Source organism: Bradyrhizobium sp. 134 (assembly GCF_023074155.1).
Classification (GTDB): domain Bacteria; phylum Pseudomonadota; class Alphaproteobacteria; order Rhizobiales; family Xanthobacteraceae; genus Bradyrhizobium.
The window spans coordinates 475879-495123 of the sequence record NZ_JADPKX010000046.1; the positions used below are offsets into that span (position 1 = coordinate 475879).

Below are 19245 nucleotides of genomic sequence, written 5' to 3' on the forward strand. Positions count from 1 at the left end.
GCTCGCGTCCTTGATCAGAGATAGCCGGCGACGCGCAGGCGCTCGAAAGCGTCCTCGGTCTCGTGGTCGAGCGCACGACCGGAACGTTCCGGCACCTTGGTCTGCTCGAGCTCGATCAGGATCTCGTCGATGTTCGACGCGTTTGAGGCGACCGGATTGGTGATGTCCTGATCGCCCAGCGAGCGATAGCGCTTGCCGTTTTGCGACAGATACAGCGGGATGATCGGGATGTTCTCGCGCTTGGTGTAGGCCCAGATATCGGACTCGGTCCAATGCAGGATCGGATGGATGCGCAAATGCGCGCCTTGCGGCGGCGACGCATTGAAATGATCCCAGAACTCCGGCGGCTGGTCGCGCACGTCCCAATTGCCCTCCAGGCCGCGCGGAGAGAACACGCGCTCCTTGGCGCGCGTCGCCTCCTCGTCGCGGCGAATGCCGGCGATCAGGCCGTCGAAACCGTATTTGCCGAGCGCCATCTTGAGGCCCTCGGTCTTGCGCGCGGCGGAACGGGCGGCGGGCGGCAGCGTTGGGTCGACGGCATCAATCGGCGGGCAGGGCTCGACGCGCAGATCGAGATCCCATTCCTTGCCGTAGTGATCGCGAAAGCGATACATCTCCGGAAACTTCTTGCCGGTGTCGACATGGAGGGCCGGGAACGGCAGACGGCCGAAGAACGCCTTGCGCGCCAGCCAGATCATGACGTTGGAGTCCTTACCGAGCGACCACAGCAGGGCGATCTTCTTCAAACGGGCAAAAGCCTCGCGGAAGATGTAGATGCTCTGGGCCTCGAGCTGGTCGAGATGGTCCATGCTCGGTGCCAGGTCGGCAGAAAATTCTTGCGCGGGCACGCGCTCGGCGAGAGCGGGGCTGCTCAGCCCGCCAGCAGTGGAATTGTCCTTGAGAAGATGCATCTCTGCCACTTTGCGTTTGGAGGCGAAAATTCTATAGTTGCGGTGCAAGGGAGAAGAAAAAATTTTCTCTTTGCGCGCTCGAAACGACACATATATAGAAAATAATTCCAGTCAACCCCGCATGTGGGGGAAGCGAGTATCGTATGCGGTTCTTGCCCGTGTTCCTCGATCTCAACGCCGGTCCGGTGGTCCTCATCGGTGCGGGTGAGCTTTTGCGCGCCAAGCTGCGCGTGCTCACTGCGGCCGGTGCGCGCATTCGCGTGCATGCGATCGACGGCAATCAGGACCTGGGTCTGAGCTCCGAGGACGCCGCGCGTATCGACATTGCGGCGGCCGATCCTTTGACCGCCGATCTCTCGGGAATCATCGCCGTCGTTTGCGCCGGCGCAGGCGATGTCGGCGTGGCGATGTCGGCCCGCGCCAAGGCGCTCGGCCTGCCCGTCAACGTCATGGACGATCTCGAGCATTCTAGCTTCATCTTTCCGGCGATCGTCGATCGCGGCGATGTCGTGGTCGCCGTCGGCACCGGCGGCACGTCGCCGGTGGTGGCGCGGCGCGTGCGCGAGAAGATCGAGGCGCTGCTGCCGGCGCGCATCGGCGAACTCGCCGAGTTCATCGGCGGCTTCCGTAAATCCATCAACGAACGTATTGCCGAGTTTCCGCTGCGCCGCCGCTTCTGGGAGCGCGTCATCGACGGCCCGATTGGCGCTGCCATTCTGGCCGGCCGCAAAGGCGACGCGGACGCAGCGCTCAAGGCGATTTCCGATCCATCCGCTTTCGCGCGGGCCGACAAGCCGGAAGGCTCGGTCGCGCTGGTCGGCGCCGGTCCAGGTGATCCGGATTTGCTCACCATCAAGGCGCTGCGCGCGCTCCAGGATGCCGATATCGTCTTCCACGACGAGCTGGTCTCGCCTGAAATTCTCGATCGCATCCGCCGTGACACCACGCGTGTGCCGGTCGGCCGCCGCGTCGGCAAGCCCGGCATCGGGCAGGACGCCATCAACAAGCGTATGATCGAGGCCGCGCAATCCGGCCAGCGTGTGGTGCGGCTGAAGGGCGGCGATCCCTTCGTGTTCGGCCGTGGCGGCGAAGAAGTCGAAGCGCTGCGTGCTGCCGGCGTTGCTTATTCGATCATTCCCGGCATTACCGCAGGCCTTGGTGGCGCCGCCGATTTCGAGGTGCCGCTCACCTACCGTCACGAAGCAACCCGCATCACCTTCCTCACCGCGCACAAGGCGCGCGACGCGGAAGTCGTGGACTGGTCGACGCTGACCGACGCCAGGATGACCGTCGTGGTCTACATGGGCATGACGGCTGCGCCCGCTATACGCGCTGGCCTGTTTGCCGCCGGCCGTTCGCCGGAGACGCCGGTCGGCGTGTTCGCCCGCGTCACGCGCCCCGATGCGCAAGGCGCGATCGGCACGCTGCGCGACCTGCCTGAGCTGGTGCGACGGACCAATGGCGGGCCTGCCATTCTCATCATCGGCGATGTGGTCCGGCATGCCGGATCGCTTCGCCGCCAAACCCCAAAGCAAATCATCTCTGACCTATTGGATGCAGCCGAATGACCTCCCCGCTTGAACAGAAAAAGATCAAAATCGCCGGCCCCTCGGTCGTGACCGCCAATCGCACCTGGGACGGCATCGTGGTGTACCGCACCGCCGCCAAGGGCTGGTCTGCCGACCTCTCGGAAGCTGCGATCGTGCGCAACTCCGACGAGGCGAAAGCGTTGCTTGCGGAGTCCGTGGCCGATGACGTGGGCGCGATCGGTCCCTATATCGCCCCGGTACAGGTCGACGCCGACGGCAAGGTCGAACCCGGCAATCTGCGCGAACAGATCCGCCGCACCGGCGTGACCATCGGACAGCCGGTCCAGGTTTAAGGCATTCTCTCATGTACGCTTACGACGAAATCGACCGCACGCTCGTCAACGAGCGCGTCTCGGAATTCCGCGACCAGGTGAAGCGCCGCCTGTCCGGCGAGCTCACCGAGGACGAGTTCAAGATCCTGCGGCTGCAGAACGGCGTCTATCTGCAACTGCACGCCTACATGTTCCGGGTCGCGATCCCCTACGGGACGCTGGCGTCCAACCAGTTGCGGGCGCTCGCCCACGTCGCGCGCAAATACGACCGCGGCTACGGCCATTTCACGACGCGGCAGAACATCCAGTTCAACTGGATCAAGCTCGCCGAGCTGCCGGATGCGCTGGCCGATCTCGCCGAGGTCGGCATCCATGCGATGCAGACCTCCGGCAACAACATGCGCAACGTCACCTCGGACCAGTGGGCCGGCGTCGCGCCCGGCGAGATCGAGGATCCCCGCATCTGGTCGGAGCTGATCCGCCAGCACACCACGCTGCATCCGGAATTCTCGTTCCTGCCGCGCAAGTTCAAGATCGCGATCACCGCGTCGGACCACGACCGCGCCGCGATCAAGATCCACGACATCGGGCTGAAGCTGATCAAGAACGAGAAGGGCGAGACCGGCTTCGAGGTTCTGGTCGGCGGCGGGCTCGGGCGCACGCCGTTCATCGGCAAGACCATCAAGCACTTCGTGCATGGCCGCGACATTCTCAGCTATATCGAAGCGATCCTGCGCGTCTACAACCAGTACGGCCGCCGCGATAACATCTACAAGGCGCGCATCAAGATCCTGGTGCACGAGCTCGGCATCGAGAAGTTCTCGCGCGAAGTCGAGGAGGAGTGGCAGCACATCCGCAACTCCTCGCTCCAGATCGACGACGAGGTGGTCGAGGACATCCGCTCGCGCTTCACCTATCCCGCCTACGAGAAGCTGCCGCACAATCCGGACGAGCTGCGCCAGGCCGCGGCCGATCCGGATTTCGAGGCGTGGCGCAAGAACTCGGTGGCCCCGCACAAGGTCCAGGGCTATTCCATTGTCACGATCTCGCTGAAGCCGATCGGCGCGCCTCCGGGCGATGCCACCGCCGAGCAAATGGATGCGCTCGCCGATCTCGCCGACAGATATTCCTTCGGGGAGATCCGCGTCGGCCACGAGCAGAACCTCGCTTTGCCGCACGTTGCCAAGCGCGACCTGCCGGCGTTGTGGAAGGCGCTCGACAAGCTCGGTCTCGCGACGCCGAACGTCAATCTGATCACCGACATCATCGCCTGCCCGGGGCTCGACTACTGCTCGCTGGCCAATGCGCGCTCGATCCCGATCGCGCAGGAGCTGACGCGGCGTTTCGCCAATCACGAGCTGGCCAATTTGATCGGCCGGTTGCACATCAACATCTCCGGCTGCATCAACGCCTGCGGCCATCACCATGTCGGTCACATCGGCATTCTCGGCGTCGAGAAGAACGGCGAGGAGGTCTACCAGATCACCATCGGCGGGCGCGCCGACGAAAGCGCAGCGCTCGGCAATCTGATCGGCCCCGGCGTCAAGTTCGACGAGGTCGCCGACGTCGTCGAGGACATCGTGGAAGCTTATCTGGCGCTGCGCGAGCGGCCCGAAGAGCTGTTCATGGACACCGTAAAGCGCCTCGGCGTCGAACCCTTCAAGGAGCGCGTTTATGCCACTCGTTAACGGCGGAAAGATCGCCGACGACAGCTTCGTCAAGCTCGCCGTCGACACGCCGCTGCCCGAGGGCGGCGACATCCTGGTGCCGGCCGAACGCTTCGTGGGCGAGGCGGATACGTTGCTCAAGCGGAACGGCAAGGTCGGCGTGATCTGGCCGAACAATCGCGACATCGCCGAGCTGGTGCCCTATCTCGGCAAGATCGCCGTCGTCGCGCTGGTGTTCCCGACCTTCCGCGACGGACGTGCCTACAGCCAGGCGCGGCTACTGCGCGAGCGCTACAATTACCGTGGCGAATTGCGTGCGACGGGCCAGATCCTGCGGGACCAGTTCGTGTTCATGCTGCGCGCGGGCTTCGATTCCTTCGACGTCAAGAAGCAGGCCGACGCGGAAGCCTTCATGCAGACCGCGAAGCGCTACTCGGTATTCTACCAACCCACCGGTGACGGCCGGATCACGGCGCTGCACCGGCGCATGCAACTGCGTCATTCCGAGGGTGTCGGCACGTGAACGCAATCGCCTCTCCGGTGTCGTCAATCTCCGTCTCGGCGCTGCCCTCGGCGGAGGAGCTCGATCGCGCCTTGCGCGATGCCTCGCCCGCCGAAATCATCGCCGCTGCGTTGAAGACGGTCGGTCGCGACAAGCTCGCGCTGGTGTCGTCCTTCGGCACGGAATCGGCGACGCTGCTGAAGGTCATGGCCGACGTCGATCCGGCGATCCCGGTGATCTTCCTCGACACCGGCTGGCTGTTCGAGGAGACGCTGACCTATCGCGACACGCTGATCGCGACGCTGGGCCTGAAGGACGTCCGCTCGATCAAGCCCGCCGAGGAGACGCTGTCGCGCGAGGATCCCGACCGCGACCTCTGGTTCTCCGATCCCGACGCCTGCTGCCGTATTCGCAAGGTCGAGCCGTTGGCGCGGGCGCTGAAGCCGTTCGATGCGTGGCTCAACGGCCGCAAGCGCTTCCAGGGCAGCGCGCGCGCCGGCATCCCGGTGGTCGAGGACGACGGTGCACGGTTGAAGTTCAATCCCTTCGCCAATGTTTCGCGCGAGGAACTCGAAGCGATCTTCGCCCGTGCCAAATTGCCGCGTCATCCTCTGGTTGCGTCCGGATTCCTGTCGGTTGGGTGTATGCCTTGCACGAGCAGAACGGCCGAAGGCGAGGATGAGCGTGCCGGTCGCTGGCGCGGCCGGGCCAAGACGGAATGCGGCATCCACACGATGAAGACTTCGTAGCATGGTCACGCTGCCCTGCTACGAACAAGAAAATCCGGTTCCGTTGACTTAAGCGCGTTTCGACCCGAGTTATGCCTGCCATCGATGGCGCCGACGTCATTGATGTGAATGGAGATGGACATGATGCGCCGTATCGTTCCGCTCGCTGCAGGACTGCTCGTGACAGGCTTGTTGGCAAGCTCGGCTCTGGCCGCTGACATCAATCTGCTGAATGTGTCGTACGATCCGACGCGTGAGCTCTATGTCGAGTTCAACAAGGCGTTCGCGGCAGCCTATCAGAAGGAAACCGGCAAGAGCGTCGAGATCAAGCAGTCGCACGGCGGCAGCGGTTCGCAGGCGCGCGCCGTGATCGACGGATTGCAGGCGGACGTGGTGACGCTTGCGCTCGCCTACGACATCGACGCCATCGCCAGCAAAGGCCTCGCGACGGCTGATTGGCAGAAGCGGTTGCCGCAAAACTCGTCGCCCTATACCTCGACCATCGTGTTTCTGGTCCGCAAGGGCAATCCGAAGGGCATCAAGGACTGGGACGATCTGCTCAAGCCGGGCGTCGCCGTGATCACGCCGAACCCGAAGACATCAGGCGGCGCGCGCTGGAATTATCTGGCGGCCTGGGGCTTTGCGCAGAAGAAATACGGCTCGGCGGACAAAGCCAAGGATTTCATCGGAAAGCTCTATCAGCAGGTGCCGGTGCTCGACACTGGCGCGCGCGGCGCGACCGTGACCTTCGTCGAGCGCGGCGTCGGCGACGTGCTGCTCGCCTGGGAGAACGAGGCGTACCTGGCGCTCAAGGAATTCGGCCCGGAAAAATTCGAGATCGTGGCGCCGCCGCTCTCGATCCTGGCGGAACCGCCCGTGACGATCGTCGACAAGGTTGCCGATAAAAAAGGCACCCGTAACGCCGCCGACGCCTACCTGCAATATTGGTATACCAAGGAAGGTCAGGAAATCGCGGCGCGCAACTTCTATCGTCCGCGCGATCCCGAGATCGCCAAAAAACACGAAAACTCCTTCGCGAAGGTCGAGCTGTTCACGATCGACGAACTTTTCGGCGGCTGGACCAAGGCGCAGAAGGAACATTTTGCCGACGGCGGCGTCTTCGATCAGATCTACAAGAACTGATCGGGCGCTGTCGGCGGGGCTTAAACAGGGGGCCTGGTGAGCGCAATCGCAGCACGACGCCGGACATTGCCGGGCTTCGGTCTCACCATGGGGCTGACGCTGTCCTGGCTGTCGATCATCATCCTGATTCCGCTCGCGGGCCTGTTTCTGAAATCGCTTGAGCTGAGCCCCGAGCAGTTCTGGAACATCCTCTCCAGCCGCCGCACCCTGAATGCGTTGCGCGTGTCCTTTGGACTCGCCTTTGCGGCCGCCTGCGTCAATCTCGTGATGGGCAGCATCATCGTCTGGGCGCTGGTGCGTTACCGCTTCCCGGGCAGGCGGCTGTTCGACGCCATTGTCGACGTGCCCTTTGCGCTGCCGACGGCGGTCGCCGGCGTCGCGCTGACCGCGTTGTTCGCCGAAAAGGGCTGGCTCGGCGCGCCGCTTGCGGCGGCCGGCATCAAGGTGGCGTTCACGCCGGTCGGCATCTTCGTCGCCATGATCTTCATCGGCATCCCCTTCGTGGTGCGCACGGTGCAGCCGGTGCTCCAGGACCTCGATCCTGAGATCGAAGAGGCCGCCGGAAGTCTTGGCGCGAGCCGCTGGCAGACCATCATCCGCGTGATCCTGCCCTCGCTCGGCCCGGCGCTGCTCACGGGGCTGGCGCTCGCCTTCGCACGCGCCGTCGGCGAATACGGCTCGGTGATCTTCATCGCCGGCAATCTGCCCAACGTCTCCGAGATCGCGCCGCTGCTGATCGTGATCCGCCTCTCCGAATTCCGCTATGCCGACGCGACCGCCATCGCGGTGGTCATGCTGATCGTGTCTTTCGTCATCATCTTCGCCGTCAACCGGCTCCAGCGCTGGGCGCAGAGCCGGATCCCGGCACGCTGAGGGCGGATCATGACGATGCAGATCGCAGATTCGGTTTCGCTCTCGCCTCCCGATGCCAAGGCACGCGCGCATGCGGCGGCCGCGCGGAACAACCTGCGCACCGAACCGCGCGCGGTCCGCATCGTCATCATCGCGCTGGCGATGACCTTTCTCTCTGTCTTCGTCGTGCTGCCGCTGGTCGTGGTGTTCGCGCAGGCTTTCTCGAAGGGAGTCCTCGCCTATTTCGCCGCGCTGGCCGACCCGGAGGCGCTGTCCGCAATCAAGTTGACGCTGTTGGTTGCGGCAATTTCCGTCGGCCTCAATCTTGTCTTCGGCCTGGTCGCGGCCTGGGCGATTTCAAAATTCGAATTCTTGGGCAAGACCTTCCTGATCACGCTGATCGATTTGCCATTCTCGGTCAGCCCCGTCATCTCGGGCCTCGTCTTCGTGCTGCTGTTCGGCGCGCAGGGCTATTTCGGCGGCTGGCTGCGCGATCATGATATCCAGATCCTGTTCGCGGTGCCCGGCATCGCGCTTGCGACCACCTTCGTGACCTTCCCCTTCGTGGCGCGTGCGTTGATCCCGCTGATGCAGGAGCAGGGCACGCAAGAGGAGGAGGCCGCGATCTCGCTCGGCGCCTCGGGCCTGCAGACCTTCTTCCGCGTCACGCTGCCCAACATCAAATGGGGCGTGCTCTACGGCGTCCTGCTCTGCAACGCGCGCGCGATGGGCGAGTTTGGCGCGGTCTCTGTGGTCTCCGGCCATATCCGCGGCGAGACCAACACGATGCCGCTGCTGGTCGAGATTCTCTACAACGAATACCAGTTCGTCGCGGCGTTCGCGATCGCCTCGCTGCTGGCGATGCTGGCGCTGATCACGCTGATCGCGAAAACCGTTCTGGAAAATCACCTCGACGAAGGACACGACGCAAGTGAGCATTGAAGTCAGGAATCTCGTCAAGAAGTTCGGCAGCTTCAAAGCCCTCGACGGCGTCGACCTCAAGGTCAATGACGGCGAGCTGCTGGCGCTGCTCGGTCCGTCCGGCTCGGGCAAAACAACGCTGCTGCGCATCATCGCCGGCCTCGACTGGCCCGATTCCGGTGAGGTGTCTTTCAACGGCGAGGATGCGCTGGCGCAGGGGGCGCGCGAGCGGCACGTCGGATTCGTGTTCCAGCACTACGCGCTGTTCCGCCACATGACGGTGTTCGAGAACGTCGCCTTCGGGCTGCGCGTGCAGCCGCGCGCGATCCGCAAGGACGAAGCGACCATCCGCGCGCGCGTCAAGGAGCTGCTCGATCTCGTGCAGCTCGACTGGCTCGCCGACCGTTATCCGAGCCAGCTCTCCGGCGGCCAGCGCCAGCGCATCGCGCTGGCCCGCGCGCTCGCGATCGAGCCGCGCATCCTGCTGCTCGACGAACCCTTCGGCGCGCTCGACGCCAAGGTGCGCAAGGAGTTGCGCAAATGGTTGCGTTCGCTGCACCATGAGATCAACGTCACCTCGATCTTCGTCACCCATGACCAGGAGGAGGCACTCGAAGTCGCCAACCGCGTGGTGGTGATGGACAAGGGCAAGATCGAGCAGATCGGCTCGCCCGATGACGTCTATGAGAGCCCCGCGACCGCCTTCGTCCACAGCTTCATCGGCGAATCCATCGAGCTTCCGGTGCTGATCGCCGACGGTCTCATCACGCTCGGCGACCGGCCGCTTCAGCTCGCGGCAGATGGGCTTGCGCCTGGCGCGTCAAGACTGTTCGTGCGGCGACACGACATGCTGGTCGGCCCGCCCGGCAGCGGGGCCTTCGAGGGCGCCGTGCGGCATGTCCGGAATTTCGGTCCCGTACAGCGGGCCGAGGTGGCACTCGCTGGCGGCGAGACCATCGAGATCGACGCTCCCCGCGACAGGGAACTGCGCGCCGGCGACACGATCGGCCTGGAGCCCCGCCGCTACCGGATATTTGCGGGCACCTGAGCGGGATCAAAGGGTCAATTTTTCCTCAATATTCACCTTTCAGCCACGGTTGGTATGCAACAACGGCCCCTGATTTTGGGGGCTCCTGTTCATGCGCGCCGCGGCCGCAATACTCATCACTTTGCTGCTCGCCGGCTGCGCCGGCAACGAAGCACCGGTCCAGCAACCCTCGATGTATGCCGATATGGCTGTCCCGGGCGCAAAGCTCGATGCGCAGGCGGCAGCGATCATGATTTCGCAATACCGCCAGAACAACGGGCTCGGGACCGTCGTGATCGACCCCGAATTGATGCGGCTCGCCGAATCCCAGTCCCAGGCCATGGCAGCGGCCAACAAGATGGACCATGACGTCCGCGCGCCGCTGGCCAAGCGCCTCAGCGCCGGCGGCTATCCGGCGACCGTTGCAGTCGAGAACGTCTCGGCTGGCTATCATACGCTGGCGGAAGCGTTTTCGGGTTGGCGCGACTCGCCCCCCCACCGCGCCAACATGCTCAAGAGCGGTGTCACAAAATTAGGCATCGCGGCGGGCTATGCTCCCGGCACCAAATACAAGGTGTTCTGGACCATGATCCTGGCCTCGACGGACTCCCGATAAGCCAGACTTGATCCCGGGATGCATTGACGCCGCGGCAGACTGTCGCCACGGTCGCTCGCCATCTGCTACTGTTCCCGCATGACCGATCATAGTCCAGAAGTCGCAACAATCCCCGCGAACGCGCAACGTGTCCTGGTCCTCCAGGGCGGCGGCGCGCTCGGCTCCTATCAGGCCGGCGCCTATCAGTCGCTCTGCCATGCCGGCTTCGAGCCGGACTGGGTTGCCGGCATCTCGATTGGCGCGGTCAACGCCGCGATCATCGCCGGCAACGAAGGGCAGACGCGCGTCAAGCGGCTCAAGGAATTCTGGGAGATGGTCTCCGCGCCGGTGCCGTGGAAGCCGATCGGCAAGAGCGATCACAGCCGCGAACTGTTCAACTCGACCAGCGCCGCATTGATCGCGACCTTCGGCGTGCCAGGCTTCTTCACGCCGCGCATCCCGCCCGCGCCGCTCTGGCCGCCCGGCAGCCCGCAGGCCGAGAGCTATTACGACACCGCACCGCTGAAGAAGACGCTGGAGCGACTGGTCGATTTCGACCGCATCAACGATCTGAAGACGCGGCTGTCGGTCGGCGCGGTCGGCGTCACCTCGGGCAACTTCAAATATTTCGACAATTTCGAGTTCAGGAAGCTCGGCAAGAAAATCGGCCCCGAGCACATCATGGCCTCCGGCGCGCTACCGCCCGGGTTTCCGTCCATCGTCATCGAGGGCGAGCATTATTGGGACGGCGGCATCGCCTCCAATACGCCGCTCGACTACGTGCTGGACACCGAGACCGACCGCGACCTCCTGATCTTCCAGATCGACCTGTTCAGCGCGCGCGGCGATCTGCCGACCTCGCTGCTCGAGGCGACCGAGCGCGAGAAGGACATCCGCTTCTCCAGCCGCACGCGGATGAACACTGACAAGAACAAGCAGGTGCACAACGCCCGCAGGGCCGTGCGCGACCTGATTTCCAAATTGCCCGATTATCTCAAGAACGACCCTTCCGTGGAATTCCTTGCCAAGGTATCGCGCGAAAGCACTGTGACTGTGGTGCACCTGATCTACCGCAGCAAGAATTACGAATCCTCGTCCAAGGATTACGATTTCTCGCATGTCGCGATGGTCGAGCATTGGGAAGCCGGCGTGCGTGACGTGCATCTGTCGATGCGCCACAAGGACTGGCTCGAGCGGCCGCAATCCGGCGAGACCATGGTGACCTACGATCTCACGGGGGACGTCACTGCGCCCCCGCCAAAAAGGAGCGAGTAATATGGGAAGTCTGTCAGGCAAGAATGCCGTCGTGACCGGTTCGACCAGCGGCATCGGGCTTGCCTATGCGCGCGCCTTCGCCGCCGCCGGCGCCAATGTCGTCATCAACGGGTTTGGCTCGCCGGAGGACATCGAGAAGGAGCGCGCCAAGATCGAGTCCGATTTCGGCGTGAAGGCGGTCTATTCGCCCGCCGACATGACCAAGCCGGTCGAAATCGCCGGGATGATCGCGCTCGGCGAGAAGAGCTTTGGTTCGGTCGACATCCTCGTCAACAATGCCGGCATCCAGTTCGTCTCGCCCATCGAGGAATTCCCGCCGGAGAAATGGGACCAGATCATCGCGATCAACCTGTCCTCGGCGTTCCATGCCATTCGCGCAGCCGTCCCCGGCATGAAGAAGAAGGGCTGGGGCCGCATCATCAATACCGCTTCCGCGCACTCGCTGGTCGCTTCGCCCTTCAAGTCGGCCTATGTGTCGGCCAAGCACGGCATCGCCGGCCTGACCAAGACCGTGGCGCTCGAGGTCGCGACCAGCAAGATCACCTGCAACTGCATCAGCCCCGGCTATGTCTGGACGCCGCTGGTGGAGAAGCAGATCCCCGACACCATGAAGGCCCGCAATCTCACGCGCGACCAGGTCATCAACGACGTGCTGCTCGATGCGCAGCCGACCAAGGAGTTCGTCACCTCCGAGCAGGTCGCAGCCCTCGCGCTGTTCCTCTGCGGCGACGATGCCGCGCAGATCACCGGCACCAACCTGTCGATCGACGGCGGCTGGACCGCGGAGTAGAGCGCGACGGCTGGCAAATGGCGGAGCCGAGCTCCGCCATTTTCGTTCAGTGCGTCCAGGCCAGCGCCGTCTCGAATGCCGAGGACAGGTGCAACTCCGCGAACATGATCTTGCCGGCGACCACGAACAGCACGCTGGCAAGTGTCAGGCGCAGCACCGTCTCGGGCACGCGCGTCGCGCTAAAGCTGCCGACGACGATGCCGGGCAGCGAGCCCAACAGCAGCACGCCCATCAGCGCCCAATCCACGTCGCCAAGCGCCCAGTGCCCCATTCCGGCGATCAGCGTCAGCGGGACGGCATGGGCGATGTCGGAGCCGACGATGGTCGCCACCGGCAGGCGCGGATAGAGCAGCAGCAGAACGGTGACGCCGACCGCGCCGGCGCCGACCGATGAAATCGAGACCAGCACGCCGAGCACGATTCCGGTGACGACGGTTGCGATCGCGGTGGTGCGGTCATCGACCTGCTCCAGGCGCCGGCGATAGCGCTCCATGATCGATCTGCGGAAGATCAGCGAGGTCGCGGTCAGCAGCAGCGCGAAGCAGAGCACGAGGTTGACGAGATTGCGCTCGGAATCGCTCTTGAGGTCGAGCTTCCACAGCACGAGCAGCGTCAGCGCGCTCGCCGGAAGGCTGCCGCAGGCGAGCCGCAGCACCGCCGGCCAGTGCACGCTGCGCGACCAGCCATGGACCAAGCTGCCGCCGGTCTTGGTGGCGGCGGCATAGAGCAGGTCGGTGCCGACCGCGGTCGATGGATGAATCCCGAACAGCAGGATCAGCAGCGGCGTCATCAACGAACCGCCGCCGACGCCGGTCATCCCGACCAGCAGGCCGACGCCGAACCCGGAGGCGACGTAGAGTGGATCGATCATGTCCAGGGAATCTTAGGTTTATCTCGTCAGTTGGGCAATATGACGTAGAATAAACTTTCCCTGCAGCGCAACCGATTGGAGCGAATAAGAAAAATCCTCCTGCAGGGGGCCGAAGTGGAGGTGTTTTCTCCAATTCATCGCTCTCTTGCAAAACGGACATTCGGTTAGACGTCAAACAAGAATCCAGAGCTTCGGTTCTGATCAATCAGAACCGATAACGCTCTAGGCATATTGCCTACCGGGCTCATTCAGCCCCGCGACCGGTCGCCGGGACGTGTGGCGGATGTGGACGATATGGATTACGTCGCCACGGACACGGTAAAATATCCGGAATGGGTAGCGGACGACCGCTGCGACACGAACCTCGGAACGGTGCGCAACGCGTGGCGCCGAGAAAGGCGCGCGAAGGACGCGCTCCACGACCTCAACAAATCTCCGGCCGACAGCTTCGGCGACCACAGGGCTGGCGTTGCTGGCATAATAGGTCGCGATGTCCGCGAGATCAGCAAGCGCCTCTCGCGTCCAGACGACCTTCATCCGCGCGCAAATTTCGCGAAGGCCTCCGCAACCTCGGCATCCGTAGCGACCTCGCCGCGATCTATGGACGCCAAGGCCGCATCGATGCTCCGCAATTCCTCTTGCGTCGCAAGATACTCGCCGCCGAGCAGCTCACTCTCGATTTCGCTGGCAATGGCGACCAGCTCGTTCTGGGCCTCTTCAGGCCAAGTCTGGGCACGTTCCAGAAGGTTTCGTAGATCGCTTGCGGCCATGGATCCGACTATATCAGGCGGCGGTTGGCTTTCCCATCGCCGTGAGCCGACGGCTAGCGCCCGAACGCCAGCACGTGCAGCCCGAGCCGCTGTCGCACGATCCAGAACAGCAGCACCGTCTCGAAACTGAGCGAGATCGAGGTCGCGGCCGCAGCGCCGTGGCCGCCGAAGCGCGGCACCAGCGCGATGCAGAGCATCAGGTTCATCGCAAAGGCCAGCGCATAGGCCAGCGCGCAGATCTTCTGCTGGCCGAGCATGTTGAGCAGCCGTTCGACCGGGCCGATCGCGGATCGGACCACGAGGCCAATGGCGGCGACGAACATGATGTCGTAGCCGACCACGAATTGAGGCCCGAACAGCCAGAGCAGCGGCTTGCCCAGCGCGAGTAGCACGATGGTCGCCGCCAGCGACGGCCAGAACGTCCAGTTGATGGCATGCGCCACGTAAGCCGACAGCCGCGCCTTGTCGCCGCTTGCGTTGTACTCGGCGAAGCGATGCGCGGTCGTCGCCGACATCGCGTAGTGGATGAAGGAGACCAGCGCCAGCGTCTTCACCACGGCGAAATAGACGCCGACCTCGTCGGAGGGACGGAACTGCTGAAGCACCAGCACGTCGGTGTAGGACAGCAGCAAATAGAAGCTTTCGACCAGCAGGATCGGCAGCGACACGGCGAGCCAGCCGCCGACGTCGTAGGCCTTGGGACCGGGCTCGATGTGATCGGCGAGCTTGCGGTTCAGCACCACCATCTGCCCGGTCATCGCGATCCACACCGCGCCGGCACTCGCGACCATCGCGGCGACCGCGCCGAGATGATAGCCGAGCAGGAAAGCGCAGGCCGTGATGCCGATGATCAGTGCCTGGCGGATGATGAATTGCGGCATCAGGCCGAGCTGCATCCAGTCATGCGAGCGCGCGATGCCGTCCTGGGTGTTGGCGACGACGAAAGCGGGCAGCGTCATGCAGCCGATATAGAGCGGCAGCACCTCGGCCGGATCGATCCAGGGTGACAGCAATTTGACCATGCCGGCGAGCCCGAGCGACACCAGTGCGGACACCGCAAAGGTGAGCCAGCGGCTGCCCGAGAGAAAGCCGCGCAGCAGCGCATGCTCGCCACGGGCGCGGTATTCCGGAATGATCTTTTGCGCGGAGGCCGAGATGCCAAAGTCCATCATGCTGCCGAGCAGCAGCACCCAGGTCCAGACATAGACATAGACGCCGTAGTCCGACGTCCCCATCCAGCGCGCGAGCAGAACCTGAGAGAAATATGCAAGGCCGGCGCTGATCACGCGGATGACGAAGATGGTGCCGGCCAGCCGCCGCGTCAGCGATGCTTCGCTCGACCCGCCCGTTAATTTTTCGCGCAGCCGCGCGATGAGGCCGGCAGGTCCGGTCGTTGCGGGTTCTGCATCCATCACGGCCAAATCGAAGGGTCCCCGAGGCGCGCACGAGTGCTGCGGCAGACTTGCCGCAGGAGCCCTGGGGATTAGCAACCATTCGTTAAGATTCGGTTGGATCAAGGATGTCGTCCTGGCGAATGCCAGGACCCATACCGCGTGATCTGTCAGGAGGAATTGGGTAGCAGTTCCAAAGAAGGAGTCTTCGCCAAACTAATCCCTGGGGTAATGGGTCCCGGCCTGCGCCGGGACGACAACTAATCCAAATTGGTATTGAACTCGTACGACTTCTCCGGTCCGACCAGCGTGAACTTCAGCGCTGCGCCGTCGGGCTTGGCGCCCGGCGGCAGTCCGTCGAGTTCGAAAGAAAATCGCTTCACGCCCGGTGGGCTGGGCTCGACCGGCGCCGGGATCGGCAACGCCCAATCGGGCGTCGGACCTTCCACATAGAGATTGACGGTGCGCGCATCCGGCACGACGACGTCCACCACCACATTCTTGGGCCCGTCGCGCTTGACGTCCCGGATGGTGAGCGGGTTGGGATCGCCGATCGTGGCAGGCTTGGGCACGGTGTCGAGCGCTGCACGCAAATTGGCGTCCTCGGTCGAGGCGACGCTGTTGAAGCCAAGCTCGGCGCGAGCCTCGACCGGGATGCAAAGCTTTTCGCAGACCGCATAATTGATCTCGGCGCGCAACGTCACCGGCTTGTCGGCCGCCTTGGCGATGATGCGCAGGGGCAGCACGATCTGGTCGTGATAGCCGATCGAATGGCCGCCCGCGCCGTCGTCGAATTTCTGCGGGGCCGGCCACATCACCGTCACCGCCTCGACATTGTCGGATTTCGAGAAATCGAAGCGCGGCGGAACGCCGGAATCGCCCGGCATGCGCCAATAGGTTTTCCAGCCGGGCTGGATCTGGAAGGCGATACCGCCGAGCAGGACGGCGCCGCTGCGCGATCCCGCGAGCAACCGCACCGCGGAATGTCCATCGCGCTGCCACGGCGATGAATCGTCGGCATGGGCCGCAAGCGCCAGCGACGACGCGAGCAGGGTTGTCGCGACGCCAATCGCCGCACGCCGGGGAACTCTTGTCAGCATGGTACGTCTTTACAGGGTCACCCCGCGGCAAACCATTGAATTGCTTGTGATGGATGCACTTGAATCAAGGCCCTCCAAGCCTTGATTTGACAGCGGCCCGGCCCGACATCAGGATAGGAATTGAAACCGGAGTGCTTCACCGATGGCTCCCACAGGCAAGAGGACGGGCGAAAGCACCCGCAAGTCAGCCCCCGCGCTCCCGAGTTCGGCGGGCTACCTCGACGGCCAGCTGTTGATCGCCATGCCCGTGATGGGCGACGAGCGCTTCGAGCGCTCGGTGATTTATCTCTGCGCCCACTCCGCCGAAGGCGCGATGGGCATCATCGTCAACCACCCGGCCGGCAGCATCGACTTCCCCGAGCTGTTGCAGCAACTCGGCATCATCAACAAGGGCGAGCACATCAAGCTGCCTGAGAACGCCGAAAGCATGAAGGTGCTGCGCGGCGGTCCGGTCGATACCGGCCGCGGCTTCGTGCTGCACTCCAGCGATTTCTACATCGAGAACGCGACGCTCCGGATCGACGACGGCGTCTGCCTCACCGCGACCGTCGACATCCTGCGCGCCATCGCCAACGGCTCCGGCCCCAAGCACGCCATCCTCGCGCTCGGTTATGCCGGCTGGGCGCCGGGCCAGCTCGAGACCGAAATCCAGAGCAATGGCTGGCTGCATTGCGACGCGGATTCGGATTTGATCTTCGGCGACGACGTCGACGAAAAATACGGACGCGCGCTGCGCAAGATCGGCATCGATCCCGGCATGCTCTCGAACGAGGCCGGGCACGCGTAGCGCCTCGCTGTCATGCCCCGCGAAGGCGGGGCATCCAGTACGCCGCGGCGCATCGGTTCTATCACAACTGTCTCGGAGTACTGGATCGCCCGGTCAAGCCGGGCGATGACACCGATTGCTGAGTAACGCCTACTCCGCCGCCTGCTGCTGGACCGTCGGCTCCGTGCCTGCGACCGTCGCGCGGCGCATGTCGCGGGGCTGCGACTGGTCGTAGCGGCGGACGCGGTGCATGGTCTGGCGGTTGTCCCACATCACGAGATCATGCAGCCTCCATTTGTGGACGTAGACGAACTCGCTTTGCGTTGCGTGCTCGTTGAGATCGCGCAGCAGCAGCCGACCCTCGGGGACGCTCATGCCGACGATCTTGCCGGCATGCGATGAGAGATAGAGCGACTTGCGGCGATGAACGGGATGGGTGCGCACGAGACGTTGCAGCACCGGCTTGAACATCTGCTTCTCGTCGTCGGTGTATTCGGTGAAGCCGAGCGATCCCCGCGAATACATCAGCGAGTGCTCGCAGACGAGGTCCTCGATCTCCGCCTTGGTCTCGTCGTCAAGCGCGTCATAGGCCGCGCGCATGTCGGCGAATTCGGTGTTGCCGCCCTTCGGGTTGAGCACGCGGGCCGACAGCAGCGAGAATTTTGCCGGGATGGGGCGGAACGAGCTGTCGGAATGCCACAGGCAGTTGCCGAGGTTGAACAGATGCGCGCGGCTGTCCTTTGCCAGCGGCTTGCCGTCCTTGCCGAGATTGGAGACGTCGTTCAGGCCCGATTGGAGGCGGTAGTCCTTTTCCTTCGTGACCGTGCCGCCGCGCGCGTCCTCGCGCTGGCCGAAATTCAACGCGAAAGCCATCTGCTGTTCATCGGTGATGTCCTGGTCGTGGAACACCAGCACCGCATATTTGTCCATGCCGGCTTCGATCTCGCGCGTCTCGGCCTCGGTGAGAGGTTGCCGCAGGTCGAGGCCGGAAACCTCGCCGACAAAATGTTTGTGAAGCTGCCGGATGGCGATCGTCATGACGTTTCTCCCGCGAACCGCGAGCGGTTGGTCCGCTCTGTCGGTGAAAAAGTTACTCCCGTAACAAGCGATGTCAACGCTAGGCGCGCATAGCTGCCCGTAGCCCGGATGGAGCGCAGCGTAATCCGGGAAGTCTTCCCGCGAGGTGAGAACCCCGGAGTGCGCTGCGCTCCATCCAGGCTACGCACCTTTGGTGCCGCTCACGCGTTGCGCGCCATCAGGCCGCCGTCGACGGGGATCACCGCGCCGGTGAGGAAGGACGCTGCCGGCAGGCACAGGCTCAGCGTCATGTGCGCGACCTCTTCGGGGTCGCCGTAGCGGCCCAGTGCAGTGCGGCGCTTGGCGTAGATGGTCTTGTGCTCTTCCGGGATCCTATCGGTGATGGCGGTGCGGATCGGCCCCGGGCAGATGCAGTTGACGGTGATGCCTTCGCGGCCGAGCTCCACCGCCAGCGAGCGGGTAAGGCTGGCGACGCCGCCCTTCGCCGCCGAATAGGGGCTGTGCAATGCGGTGGCGCCGAGCGCCTCGGTCGAGGCGATGTTGACGATGCGCGGGCTCTTCGACTTGCGCAAGTGAGGTAGCGCGGCGCGGATGATGCGCGGATGCGCCGTCAGCATCACCGCGATGCCCCTGGCCCATGCGTCCTCATAGGCCTCGTCGTCGATCGCGACGCGCACGGAGATGCCGGCATTGTTGACGATGATGTCGAGCCCGCCGAAATGCGCAGCGACGTCGCCGACCACGCGCTTGATCTCATCGCCGTCGGCCACGTCGAGCTTCCAGGCTTTCGCGGCGCCGCCGCTTGCCGCGATCTCCTTCGCCGCGGCCAGCGCGCCCTGTTCGTCGTAATCGGTGACGGCGACGTTGGCGCCCTCGGTGGCGAACACACGTGCCGTCGCGCGTCCCATGCCGCTGGCCGCGCCGGTGACGAGAACGGTCAGGCCCTTTACGGACCGGCTGAGCTGTTTGAAATCGGCCATGCTGCTTCCTCTGAGCCCTGCTTGTTCTTGTTATGATTGACAAGGCTGTCATCGATC

Annotated in this window: 21 protein-coding genes; 13 read left to right on the forward strand and 8 right to left on the reverse strand. The window is 64.0% G+C overall.

What is annotated here, in order from left to right; translation table 11 throughout:
• Positions 1-14: 14 nt before the first annotated feature.
• Positions 15-809, reverse strand: coding sequence for a sulfate adenylyltransferase subunit CysD (cysD, locus tag IVA75_RS19620; RefSeq protein ID WP_027570229.1), 795 nt, complete (start codon positions 807-809; stop codon positions 15-17).
• Between the two features lie 245 nt (positions 810-1054).
• Between cysD and cysG the strand changes: the two genes are divergently transcribed.
• From cysG to IVA75_RS19680, 12 genes are all read left to right on the forward strand, one after another.
• Complete coding sequence (gene cysG, locus IVA75_RS19625) at positions 1055-2479, forward strand: siroheme synthase CysG (RefSeq protein WP_247283707.1); 1425 nt, start codon at positions 1055-1057, stop codon at positions 2477-2479.
• Positions 2476-2793, forward strand: coding sequence for a DUF2849 domain-containing protein (locus tag IVA75_RS19630; protein ID WP_247283709.1), 318 nt, complete (start codon positions 2476-2478; stop codon positions 2791-2793). The genes cysG and IVA75_RS19630 overlap by 4 nt, the downstream gene beginning before the upstream one ends.
• Before the next feature lie 11 nt (positions 2794-2804).
• Entirely contained in the window at positions 2805-4460 is a 1656-nt protein-coding gene (locus IVA75_RS19635; protein WP_247283711.1) for a nitrite/sulfite reductase, read from the forward strand.
• Positions 4447-4962 carry a DUF934 domain-containing protein gene (locus IVA75_RS19640; protein ID WP_247283721.1) on the forward strand — a complete coding sequence of 172 codons (516 nt, stop codon included), beginning with the start codon at positions 4447-4449 and terminating at the stop codon, positions 4960-4962. The genes IVA75_RS19635 and IVA75_RS19640 overlap by 14 nt, the downstream gene beginning before the upstream one ends.
• Positions 4959-5690 (forward strand): phosphoadenylyl-sulfate reductase, encoded by a 732-nt coding sequence (locus IVA75_RS19645; protein ID WP_247283730.1) that lies wholly within the window; start codon positions 4959-4961, stop codon positions 5688-5690. Before IVA75_RS19640 ends, IVA75_RS19645 begins: the two co-directional genes overlap by 4 nt.
• Positions 5691-5810: 120 nt before the next feature.
• Complete coding sequence (locus IVA75_RS19650; RefSeq protein ID WP_247283740.1) at positions 5811-6812, forward strand: sulfate ABC transporter substrate-binding protein; 1002 nt, start codon at positions 5811-5813, stop codon at positions 6810-6812.
• A gap of 36 nt (positions 6813-6848) precedes the next feature.
• Positions 6849-7685, forward strand: coding sequence for a sulfate ABC transporter permease subunit CysT (gene cysT, locus IVA75_RS19655; RefSeq protein ID WP_346658431.1), 837 nt, complete (start codon positions 6849-6851; stop codon positions 7683-7685).
• Between the two features lie 9 nt (positions 7686-7694).
• Complete coding sequence (cysW, locus tag IVA75_RS19660; RefSeq protein ID WP_247283751.1) at positions 7695-8606, forward strand: sulfate ABC transporter permease subunit CysW; 912 nt, start codon at positions 7695-7697, stop codon at positions 8604-8606.
• Entirely contained in the window at positions 8596-9633 is a 1038-nt protein-coding gene (locus IVA75_RS19665) for a sulfate ABC transporter ATP-binding protein (RefSeq protein ID WP_027570238.1), read from the forward strand. Before cysW ends, IVA75_RS19665 begins: the two co-directional genes overlap by 11 nt.
• Before the next feature lie 91 nt (positions 9634-9724).
• Entirely contained in the window at positions 9725-10228 is a 504-nt protein-coding gene (locus IVA75_RS19670; protein WP_247283753.1) for a CAP domain-containing protein, read from the forward strand.
• A gap of 78 nt (positions 10229-10306) precedes the next feature.
• Positions 10307-11482 (forward strand): patatin-like phospholipase family protein, encoded by a 1176-nt coding sequence (locus IVA75_RS19675; protein WP_247283755.1) that lies wholly within the window; start codon positions 10307-10309, stop codon positions 11480-11482.
• A 1-nt stretch (position 11483) separates the two neighbouring features.
• Complete coding sequence (locus IVA75_RS19680) at positions 11484-12272, forward strand: 3-hydroxybutyrate dehydrogenase (RefSeq protein WP_247283756.1); 789 nt, start codon at positions 11484-11486, stop codon at positions 12270-12272.
• A gap of 46 nt (positions 12273-12318) precedes the next feature.
• Here IVA75_RS19680 and IVA75_RS19685 read toward each other — a convergent pair whose 3' ends face one another.
• The 5 genes from IVA75_RS19685 to IVA75_RS19705 all read right to left on the reverse strand — a co-directional run bounded on the left by IVA75_RS19685 (position 12319) and on the right by IVA75_RS19705 (position 16404).
• Entirely contained in the window at positions 12319-13143 is an 825-nt protein-coding gene (locus IVA75_RS19685) for a sulfite exporter TauE/SafE family protein (RefSeq protein ID WP_247283758.1), read from the reverse strand.
• 222 nt (positions 13144-13365) lie between these two features.
• Complete coding sequence (locus tag IVA75_RS19690; RefSeq protein WP_247283760.1) at positions 13366-13680, reverse strand: type II toxin-antitoxin system RelE/ParE family toxin; 315 nt, start codon at positions 13678-13680, stop codon at positions 13366-13368.
• Positions 13677-13913 (reverse strand): hypothetical protein, encoded by a 237-nt coding sequence (locus IVA75_RS19695; protein ID WP_106941873.1) that lies wholly within the window; start codon positions 13911-13913, stop codon positions 13677-13679. Before IVA75_RS19695 ends, IVA75_RS19690 begins: the two co-directional genes overlap by 4 nt.
• A gap of 53 nt (positions 13914-13966) precedes the next feature.
• Positions 13967-15334, reverse strand: a complete 1368-nt coding sequence (locus IVA75_RS19700) for a flippase (RefSeq protein ID WP_247283770.1) — start codon at positions 15332-15334, stop codon at positions 13967-13969.
• Between the two features lie 230 nt (positions 15335-15564).
• Positions 15565-16404 (reverse strand): protein-disulfide reductase DsbD domain-containing protein, encoded by an 840-nt coding sequence (locus tag IVA75_RS19705; RefSeq protein WP_247283772.1) that lies wholly within the window; start codon positions 16402-16404, stop codon positions 15565-15567.
• 142 nt (positions 16405-16546) lie between these two features.
• On the opposite strand from IVA75_RS19705, the gene IVA75_RS19710 reads away from it, so the two are divergent.
• Entirely contained in the window at positions 16547-17191 is a 645-nt protein-coding gene (locus IVA75_RS19710) for a YqgE/AlgH family protein (protein WP_007605477.1), read from the forward strand.
• Between the two features lie 129 nt (positions 17192-17320).
• Here the strand turns inward: IVA75_RS19710 and IVA75_RS19715 are convergent, their stop codons facing one another.
• Together IVA75_RS19715 and IVA75_RS19720 are read right to left on the reverse strand one after the other, a co-directional pair.
• Positions 17321-18208 carry a TauD/TfdA family dioxygenase gene (locus IVA75_RS19715; RefSeq protein ID WP_247283782.1) on the reverse strand — a complete coding sequence of 296 codons (888 nt, stop codon included), beginning with the start codon at positions 18206-18208 and terminating at the stop codon, positions 17321-17323.
• Between the two features lie 200 nt (positions 18209-18408).
• On the reverse strand, positions 18409-19188 hold the full coding sequence (locus tag IVA75_RS19720; RefSeq protein ID WP_247283784.1) for an SDR family oxidoreductase: 780 nt from the start codon (positions 19186-19188) through the stop codon (positions 18409-18411).
• Positions 19189-19245 lie beyond the last annotated feature (57 nt).

Excerpts from the sequence above, each read along its gene's own strand:
- cysD (WP_027570229.1), bottom strand. The coding sequence starts at position 809 with ATGGACCATCTCGACCAGCTCGAGGCCCAGAGCATCTACATCTTCCGC.
- cysG (WP_247283707.1), top strand. The coding sequence starts at position 1,055 with ATGCGGTTCTTGCCCGTGTTCCTCGATCTCAACGCCGGTCCGGTGGTC.
- IVA75_RS19630 (WP_247283709.1), top strand. The coding sequence starts at position 2,476 with ATGACCTCCCCGCTTGAACAGAAAAAGATCAAAATCGCCGGCCCCTCG.
- IVA75_RS19635 (WP_247283711.1), top strand. The coding sequence starts at position 2,805 with ATGTACGCTTACGACGAAATCGACCGCACGCTCGTCAACGAGCGCGTC.
- IVA75_RS19640 (WP_247283721.1), top strand. The coding sequence starts at position 4,447 with ATGCCACTCGTTAACGGCGGAAAGATCGCCGACGACAGCTTCGTCAAG.
- IVA75_RS19650 (WP_247283740.1), top strand. The coding sequence starts at position 5,811 with ATGATGCGCCGTATCGTTCCGCTCGCTGCAGGACTGCTCGTGACAGGC.
- cysW (WP_247283751.1), top strand. The coding sequence starts at position 7,695 with ATGACGATGCAGATCGCAGATTCGGTTTCGCTCTCGCCTCCCGATGCC.
- IVA75_RS19670 (WP_247283753.1), top strand. The coding sequence starts at position 9,725 with ATGCGCGCCGCGGCCGCAATACTCATCACTTTGCTGCTCGCCGGCTGC.
- IVA75_RS19675 (WP_247283755.1), top strand. The coding sequence starts at position 10,307 with ATGACCGATCATAGTCCAGAAGTCGCAACAATCCCCGCGAACGCGCAA.
- IVA75_RS19680 (WP_247283756.1), top strand. The coding sequence starts at position 11,484 with ATGGGAAGTCTGTCAGGCAAGAATGCCGTCGTGACCGGTTCGACCAGC.
- IVA75_RS19685 (WP_247283758.1), bottom strand. The coding sequence starts at position 13,143 with ATGATCGATCCACTCTACGTCGCCTCCGGGTTCGGCGTCGGCCTGCTG.
- IVA75_RS19690 (WP_247283760.1), bottom strand. The coding sequence starts at position 13,680 with ATGAAGGTCGTCTGGACGCGAGAGGCGCTTGCTGATCTCGCGGACATC.
- IVA75_RS19695 (WP_106941873.1), bottom strand. The coding sequence starts at position 13,913 with ATGGCCGCAAGCGATCTACGAAACCTTCTGGAACGTGCCCAGACTTGG.
- IVA75_RS19705 (WP_247283772.1), bottom strand. The coding sequence starts at position 16,404 with ATGCTGACAAGAGTTCCCCGGCGTGCGGCGATTGGCGTCGCGACAACC.
- IVA75_RS19710 (WP_007605477.1), top strand. The coding sequence starts at position 16,547 with ATGGCTCCCACAGGCAAGAGGACGGGCGAAAGCACCCGCAAGTCAGCC.
- IVA75_RS19715 (WP_247283782.1), bottom strand. The coding sequence starts at position 18,208 with ATGACGATCGCCATCCGGCAGCTTCACAAACATTTTGTCGGCGAGGTT.
- IVA75_RS19720 (WP_247283784.1), bottom strand. The coding sequence starts at position 19,188 with ATGGCCGATTTCAAACAGCTCAGCCGGTCCGTAAAGGGCCTGACCGTT.